At 62.3% G+C, this 7,223-nt stretch carries 7 protein-coding genes and 1 pseudogene; 2 read left to right on the top strand and 6 right to left on the bottom strand.

Going from position 1 to position 7,223, the window contains the following annotated elements; all coding sequences use genetic code 11:
- Window positions 1–45: 45 nt before the first annotated feature.
- On the bottom strand, window positions 46–426 hold the full coding sequence (locus tag GSM73_RS13380; protein ID WP_047227689.1) for a RidA family protein: 381 nt from the start codon (window positions 424–426) through the stop codon (window positions 46–48).
- Window positions 427–557: 131 nt separating this feature from the next.
- Here GSM73_RS13380 and GSM73_RS13375 point away from each other — a divergent pair.
- Window positions 558–761 (top strand): annotated as a pseudogene (locus GSM73_RS13375) (aldo/keto reductase); the annotation flags it as partial.
- On the opposite strand, the gene GSM73_RS13370 reads toward GSM73_RS13375, so the two are convergent.
- On the bottom strand, window positions 761–1,543 hold the full coding sequence (locus GSM73_RS13370; protein WP_160892915.1) for an MBL fold metallo-hydrolase: 783 nt from the start codon (window positions 1,541–1,543) through the stop codon (window positions 761–763). The pseudogene GSM73_RS13375 and the gene GSM73_RS13370 sit on opposite strands and share 1 nt — an antisense overlap.
- Here GSM73_RS13370 and GSM73_RS13365 point away from each other — a divergent pair.
- Entirely contained in the window at window positions 1,529–2,605 is a 1,077-nt protein-coding gene (locus tag GSM73_RS13365) for a GlxA family transcriptional regulator (RefSeq protein ID WP_256676894.1), read from the top strand. The genes GSM73_RS13370 and GSM73_RS13365 overlap by 15 nt on opposite strands.
- Window positions 2,606–2,619: 14 nt before the next feature.
- On the opposite strand, the gene kefC is transcribed toward GSM73_RS13365, so the two are convergent.
- The 4 genes from kefC to GSM73_RS13345 all read right to left on the bottom strand — a co-directional run bounded on the left by kefC (window position 2,620) and on the right by GSM73_RS13345 (window position 7,125).
- Complete coding sequence (gene kefC, locus GSM73_RS13360) at window positions 2,620–4,446, bottom strand: glutathione-regulated potassium-efflux system protein KefC (protein WP_160892913.1); 1,827 nt, start codon at window positions 4,444–4,446, stop codon at window positions 2,620–2,622.
- A gap of 1 nt (window position 4,447) precedes the next feature.
- Window positions 4,448–4,969, bottom strand: a complete 522-nt coding sequence (gene kefF, locus GSM73_RS13355; RefSeq protein WP_160892911.1) for a glutathione-regulated potassium-efflux system oxidoreductase KefF — start codon at window positions 4,967–4,969, stop codon at window positions 4,448–4,450.
- Window positions 4,970–5,071: 102 nt separating this feature from the next.
- Window positions 5,072–6,418 (bottom strand): ATP-binding protein, encoded by a 1,347-nt coding sequence (locus GSM73_RS13350; RefSeq protein WP_160892909.1) that lies wholly within the window; start codon window positions 6,416–6,418, stop codon window positions 5,072–5,074.
- Window positions 6,415–7,125 (bottom strand): response regulator, encoded by a 711-nt coding sequence (locus GSM73_RS13345; protein WP_076385435.1) that lies wholly within the window; start codon window positions 7,123–7,125, stop codon window positions 6,415–6,417. The genes GSM73_RS13350 and GSM73_RS13345 overlap by 4 nt, the downstream gene beginning before the upstream one ends.
- Window positions 7,126–7,223 lie beyond the last annotated feature (98 nt).

Here is a 7,223-nt window from a genome sequence, read left to right as displayed (position 1 = left end):
CCATTCCCACGCAGAGCGTGGGAACGATCAAAAACAGCCGTAACCTCAGCCTTTGGCCGCCATCGCAGTCACTTCCACTCGCATTCCTTCAACCGCCAGCGCCGCCACGCCCACTGCGGCGCGTACGGGCCAGGGTTTGGCGAAGAAACGCTGGTACACCTCGTTGAAGGCCGCGCGGTCGGCCATGTCGGTGAGGTAGATGGTCAGGTGCAAGACCCGGTCCATGGAGCTGCCGGCGCCTTCCAGGGCTGTCTTGAGCGCCTGCAATGTGCATTCGCTTTGCAAGGTGATGTCACCTAGCTCCAGGCTGCCGTCAGGGCGAGTGGGGATCTGGGTGGAAACCAGCAGGCCGCCGAAGCCGGCGACGTCGGAAGAGATGGAGTCCGCGTCCGGGTCGGGGATGAACGTGATGTCTTGGTTTGCCATGAAAGCCTCTTGTTCAGGAAAGGGTAATGGGGCGGTCGCGACGCAAGCGGCCCTTGCGCGGCCAGTTTACCGTCCATCGTCGAGCCTTTCGTGATTTCCTTTCTGCTCATGGACGCCAGGGTCGATGCGTGCCGCTGCAGTCGGAAGCTCTTTCGAGCGTAGCGGCGCGCCTGGAGGCGTCGCCGTTGTGCGTGGCGTTGGCGTGGCTGCTGCAACGCGCGCCAAACATCCTGTTGATTCCCGGTACGTCGTCAGTGGCGCACCTGCGGGAAAACCTCACGGCAAGCGAGCGGAGGATTCCAGTGCAGATGCTGACCGAGTTGGACGGGTTGGTTCAGGCAGGCTGGAACACCACCGTCTCGCCATCTTCCGGTACCCGTATCCGACCTTCGAGGCCGGCCATCGCGGCGGCGTCGCGCAGTGCCTTGCGCGTCGTCGGGCAGTGGCTGAGCGCTTCGAGGTGATTGGCGACCACGGTTCCGCGAGACAAGCGGGCGAACTCAAGGGTTTCCTCGATGCCCATGATGATGTCGCCGCCTAAATCGAACCTGGCCCCGCCTGCCGGCACCACGCTGACCTGCGGTTGATGGTGCAAGACGAACTCGCGCACGGCGGGGCTAAGCAGGGTGTCGCCGGTGAGGTAGACGCTGGGTTCGCCAGGCAGCTCGATCAGGTAACCGACGCCGTGTTCCATCAGCTTGCCCACCAGGCCCTGCCCATGGGTGCATCTGACTGTACGGATCGTGCCGCCCAAAAATGCGCCGGGCTGTTGGTGTTCCTTGGCAAGCGGCTGGACATTCAAGCCCCGCTTGGCGAGGTAGGGGGCATCATGAGGCGTGCAGATCACCGGGATCTGTTTTTCCCTCAACCACCGCTTGGCCGCTCGGTCCAGATGATCGAAATGGCCTTTCTGGCAGTGCGTGATCAGGCAGTGAGTCACGGTCTCCAGGTCGCCAGTCGTAGCGGCTGGCAGTTCCACCAGCGGATTGCGCTGGGTGGCGCCGAACAACCGAAGCGGCGGCAGCATGCCTTTGCCGGCCAGCATCGGATCGACGAGCACGCGATACGGGCCGGATTCAAGGATGATCGTGGCGTTACGGACTTGCTGAATTTTCATGGAGCGTTCCTTTTTTGGGCGAGCGCTTCATGGTGTCGATCTGCGGTGATAGGCATAATGGCCGAATCTGACATCATTGATTCATTTCAAGCCATGCCCAAAAAACTCCGTGTCGGTCTACTCTTGTTTCCCGGTTGCATGCCTGCCGGCCTGTTTGCGTTCGCCGATCTGCTGCATGCGGCCAACCGCCGAAGCGGCCGGGTGTTGTTCGAGGCGACTTATGTCGCACTGCAAGCAGGCCCGGTAACCTGTGCGCATGGCATAAGCCTGCAAGCGCAGGCGGCCCTGGGCAGTTGCGAACTCGACGCCGTCCTGGTTCCCGGTTTCTGGGCCGAATCGGCCGAGCAGGTAAACGCGGTACTTACCGGGCAGACCCAACTGTTGAAAGCACTGTCGAAACGTCCGCGACACCTTCAGCTCTGGGCTTACTGCACAGGCGTTTGCCTGCTGGCCGCCTGCAGGCAACTGGACGGGCAGGGCGCGACGGTGACGTGGTGGCTGGCTCAGGCGATGCAAGCGCAGTATCGAAAAGTCCGTTGGCAAAGCGATCAGAACTGCGTGTTCAATGAGCGAACCGCCACCGCTTCGGGGGTGAATGGTTATTTGCCCATCGCGGAAAAATTGATCGAACAGAGCGTCAGCCGTGATGTGCTGCGCGACATTACCCGGCTCATGGTGCTTGCGCGCCCAGCGGTGTCTCACGCGGCGTTCCAAGGGATCGCCCTGGTCCAGCAGCCCGATGGGTTGCTGCGTCGGTTGCATGGGCTGATCGAGCAAATGCCAGCGGAGCACATCACGGTCAAGGCGCTGGCGGAGCGGCTCGCCATGTCCGAACGCACGCTCGCGCGCAAGGTCGGCAGCGAAACGGGCCAGACCGTCGCAGCGTACGCCCGGAGCATCAAGCTGAACCAGGTCAGCGAACGCCTGACGCTGACATCATTATCCCTCGCCAGCATCGGCGCCGAGCTGGGTTTCAGCAGCAGTTCCAACCTGCAACGGATGTTCAAGGCACTGACTGGGCTGACGCCGATGGAGTACCGGCGCCAGTTCGGGCGGGTGTGACGCCGGGGGACGGATCAACTGCGCGCCTCATCCGTTTCGTTTCGATGATGGTCAGGCCAACTGTCGACTGGGTGCGCACGGTCTTCGTTGAACATTTCGGTGAGCAACGCGTTGGCGCGCTGGTAGGCGTCGTGCCTGAACTTGAGGTCGTCTTCCGGCTGGGCGACGATTTCCTCCAGCATCTGCAGATTCAAACGACGGAACTGATCCGCGCGCTCGCGCGCTTCGTAAGCCCCGACGCCCATCTGCACCAGCGCATTTCGGCCCAATGCCAGCGCGCTCTCGAAGGTTTCCCGCTCGGCGGTCTCTACGCCCATCTGCCGCAGGGTGATCAGGTGCCCCATGTCCCGCGCACGGACGATCAGTTTCAACGCGGGGAAGTGCTCCTGGGCCAGTCGGGTCAGCGTCAGGTTGTCCTGCTGGTCGTCAATCGCATTGATCAGCACCACCGCCTGGCCGGCGCCGGCCGCGTGGAGCAGATCGAGGCGAGTGGCGTCGCCGTAGAACACTTTTACGCCGAATTTGCGCAGCGTCTCGATGTTGTCGGGGTCATGATCCAACACCACCACCTCGACGCCGCAGGACATCAAGAGACGCCCGGCGATCTGTCCGAAGCGGCCGAACCCGGCGATGATCACCCGTGGGTTCTGCTGATCGACGAGGTCGGATTCCTGGCGGTCTTTCTTGGTGGCGGACTCTATTCGATCCAGCAGCAGGATCAGCAACGGCGTCAGGCACATGGACAGGGCCACCGCCAGCGTCAGGCTCTTGCCCCACTGGTCGGTCAGAATGCCGGCCAGCGTGGCGGCGCCGAACACCACGAAGGCGAACTCGCTGCCCTGGCCGAGCAACACCGCTTGCCATGAGCGTTGGCCGGCAGGGACGTTCAGCAAACGGCTGACGGCCTTGATCACCAGCAATTTGATCAGAATGAAACCCAGGGTCAGGGTCATGACCTTCAGCGGAGCATTGATCAGCGTGCCGAAATCGATCGACATGCCGACACCGATAAAAAACAACCCCAGCAGCAAGCCTTTGAACGGTTCGATGTCGCTTTCCAGGGCATGGCGGTATTCAGAACTGGCCAGCAGCACCCCGGCGAGGAACGCGCCCATGGCCATCGACAAGCCGGCCTCTTCCAGCAGAAACCCGAAGCCGAACACCAGAAACAGCGCCACGGCGCTGAAGATCTCACGTAGACCCGAGCGCGCGGCGAAGCGCAGCAGCGGGCGTGTCACGTAGCGTCCCAACAGCACGACGACGCTGATGGCCACGACGATCTTGATAATCGAAAGCACCAGAGCGGTGCCGGACGGCGTGTCGCCGTGGGCCGCCAACAACGGAATCATGGCAACCAGCGGAATGGCCGCGATGTCCTGGAACAGCAGGACGGCGAAGCTGCTGCGCCCGACGGCGGTCGACGTCAGGTTGCGCTCGTTCATGGCTTGCATGGCGATGGCCGTGGAGGACAGGCTCAGGGTCAGGCCGACCAGCAGCGCGGCCGTCCAATTCAGCCCCAGGGCCGCACAGAACACCGCGATTGCCCCGCCACAGGCGAGCATCTGCAAGGCACCGCCACCGAACACCATCCTGCGCAACGCCCAGAGCCGCTTGGGATCGAGCTCGAGCCCGATGACGAACAGCATCAGGACGACGCCGATTTCGGCGAATTCCAGAATCGCCTTTACGTCAGTAACGAGCTTGAGTCCCCACGGGCCGATCACGCACCCGGCCAGCAGATAACCCAACACCGGGCCCAGGCCCAACCTGACGGCAATCGGCACGATCAACACTGCCGAACCCAGGTAGATAAGCAGTTCAATCAGGCTGTGAGTCTCCATATCAATCTTCCTTCCAGGAGGCCAGGCGTGCGCTGTAGTGTTCGATTTGTGCATCCAGGGTTTCGGACGCGCCGGCATACGCGCCGTGTACCACGACCGGCTCCAGCCAGCGCATGTGGCAGTAGACGGCCGTTGCGTGGAGGGGCTGGGCCAGCACCTGGAAGCCCGGGTAGGCGCCGATCTGGAAATGATCGTGGTTGCCACCCGTGGAGACGGCCCACAGCAGGGGCTTGTCTTTGAGGGCTGTGGCGTCTCTGCCATAGGCCCAGCCATGGGTGAACACTTTATCGATCCACAATTTCAGCAGCGGCGGCATGCTGTACCAATACATCGGGTGTTGGAGGACGAGCAGTTGGCACTGTTCGATGGCGCGTTGTTCGGCCTCGACGTTGATGTCGAAGTCCGGATAAAGATCGTAGAGGGACCGTATGACCACGTCCGGATGACTGGATGCGCGCTGGAGCATTTGCTGGTTGACCCGTGACTGGTCAGGGTAGGGGTGGGCGTAAATGATCAGAATCATCAGGGCAATTCCGGTAGGCCGGTCCTGGTCAAAAGGTCGGACATCCTACCGAGGAAGGCGCGTGTTGTTTAGAACATTGTTTGCCGGCGTATGGTGCCGGGGTCAATTGAGCGGCAGCGAGACCTTGACCTCCAGGCCGCCGCCCCGCCGGTTCCTGAGGGTCAGCGTCCCGCCATGCTCCAGCACCGTCGCCCGCGCTGCCGACAGCCCCAGCCCGACACCGCCGGTGTTCTTGTTGCGCGAGCCTTCGATGCGAAAGAAGGGCGCGAAGACTTGCTCGTGGAACTGCGGGGCGATACCAGGCCCGCGGTCGTGGACGCGAATTTCGACACGGTCCATGAACGCCTTGAGCTGAACGCCCGGCTCGCTGCCATATTTGCTCGCATTGTCGATCAGGTTGACCAGGGCTCGCTTGATCCCGATGGGCCGGCCCATGTAAACGAAACGAGGAGCGCCCTCGAATGAAACCTCGGTGCCGGCATCCTTGAAGTCGTCGACGACCGTGTGCAGCAGTTCGGCCAGGTCGAACGCGGTGGCGTGTTCGAGCCGAGCTTCGTCGCGGAAAAATTCCAGCGCACTATTGACCATCGCCTGCATTTCATCCACGTCCCTGAACAGCCTCGATTGCTGTTCGGCGTCGTCGATGAACTCTCCACGCAGGCGCATGCGGGTCAGGGGGGCGCGCAGGTCGTGGGAGATGGCTGCGAGCATCTGCGTGCGGTCCTGGACGAAGTGTTGCAGCTGGGCCTGCATGGCATTGAACGCGAGGATCGCCTGACGGATTTCGTGAGGCCCGACCACCGGGATGGGCGGCGCCCTGAAGTCCACGCCAAAGCGCCTGGCGCCTTCGGCAAAGCGTTCCAGCGGTGTCGCCAGATGCCGTGTAGCAATCAGGGCGACGATAAACGTCGATAGAAGAATCAGCCCGATAATGATCAGGTTGCGCATCCACTCTTTCAGGCCCCAACTGCGAGAGGCTACGGAAAATTCCACCCAGGAATCGTCGGCCAATTGGATGAGGACCGCGTAGCGCCTGTCTGGATGATCGGCGGGCCAATCGCCGGGCTCGAAGGCCTCTATCCTGGCCTCGGGCCTGCCCAGTTGCTTGCGCAGGAACGTCGCCCCCTCACTGAACTGTGGGTCGTCGATCACCGGCACTCGTGCGTCTTCACGGCGGGGTAACCATTGTGCGGCGAACGCCTGGTCGCTGGCCGCCCTGGCGATATCCGGCCGTTGTCCGGGCGTCACCGAGTCGATGATACGAGTGATGGTGGCGGCTTTCTCCATCAGGCCGGTTTCCATCAGGGGAGGGCGTGCCCAGGTCCCAGCCAACAGGCCGAACAGCTCGTTCAGGGCCAGTAAAGTCAGCATGGCGAGCATGGTGGTCAGGGCAATCCAGCGGGCTACCGTATCGCGTGGCCGATGGAAAGCTGAGTGCCGGGGCTTCATCGCTTCACCACATGGGGGCTGAAAAGGTAGCCGCTGTTGCGAATGGTGCGGATCATCGATGGGCCAGTGATATCGCTCTCCAGCTTGCGGCGCAGCCGGCTGACCTGGACGTCGATGCTGCGATCGAAGGCGTCGTATGTTTCGCCGCGGGCCAGGTCCAGCAATTGCTGGCGAGTGAGGACCCGGCGCGGGTGTTCGGCAAAGACCAGCAGCAACTCAAACTCGCCGGTGGACAGCGGGATCATGACTTTGTCCGGTGAGCGCAACTCGCGGCGGGCGACGTCCAATTGCCAGTTTTCGAACTCCAGAATCAGGCGCGAGTTGTTGTTCAATGTGCCCCTGGCTTCGCCGGTGCGCCTGAGCACGGCGCGCACCCGGGCCAGCAGCTCGCGCGCATCGAACGGCTTGGTCAGGTAATCATCCGCCCCCAACTCAAGACCGACGACGCGATCACTCAGCTCACCCATGGCCGTGAGCATGATGATGCCGACCGTATGCTCGGCCCGCAGTCGCTGGCAGAGCACCAGTCCACTGTCTCCCGGCAACATGACATCGAGGATGATCAGGTCCGGCAAGCGACGCGCCACCGCCTGCCACAGGGCAGCACCGTCGGCGGCCACTTCGACGCTATAGCCATGTTGCTCGAGGAATTTGCGCAAGAGGGCGAGGACTTCGAGGTCGTCGTCCACCAGTAATAGATGGCTCACAGTGGGCACGCAGGGCAATGAATACAGAAGGGGATACTAGGGTCAATCCGGGGCCTGCGTCATATATTTCAACTCGGTAATAAAGTTGCCGACGGGCA

The sequence above is a fragment of the Pseudomonas sp. PICF6 genome, from assembly GCF_009831705.1.
Taxonomy (GTDB): domain Bacteria; phylum Pseudomonadota; class Gammaproteobacteria; order Pseudomonadales; family Pseudomonadaceae; genus Aquipseudomonas; species Aquipseudomonas rhizophila.
The sequence above is the reverse complement of the archived record's forward strand: the minus strand, read 5'-3'. Positions and strand labels throughout refer to the sequence as shown.

What these genes read in the sequence shown, in the direction of transcription:
- GSM73_RS13380 (WP_047227689.1), bottom strand. Translation starts at nt 426, where the DNA reads ATGGCAAACCAAGACATCACGTTCATCCCCGACCCGGACGCGGACTCC.
- GSM73_RS13370 (WP_160892915.1), bottom strand. Translation starts at nt 1,543, where the DNA reads ATGAAAATTCAGCAAGTCCGTAACGCCACGATCATCCTTGAATCCGGC.
- kefC (WP_160892913.1), bottom strand. Translation starts at nt 4,446, where the DNA reads ATGGAGACTCACAGCCTGATTGAACTGCTTATCTACCTGGGTTCGGCA.
- kefF (WP_160892911.1), bottom strand. Translation starts at nt 4,969, where the DNA reads ATGATTCTGATCATTTACGCCCACCCCTACCCTGACCAGTCACGGGTC.
- GSM73_RS13350 (WP_160892909.1), bottom strand. Translation starts at nt 6,418, where the DNA reads ATGAAGCCCCGGCACTCAGCTTTCCATCGGCCACGCGATACGGTAGCC.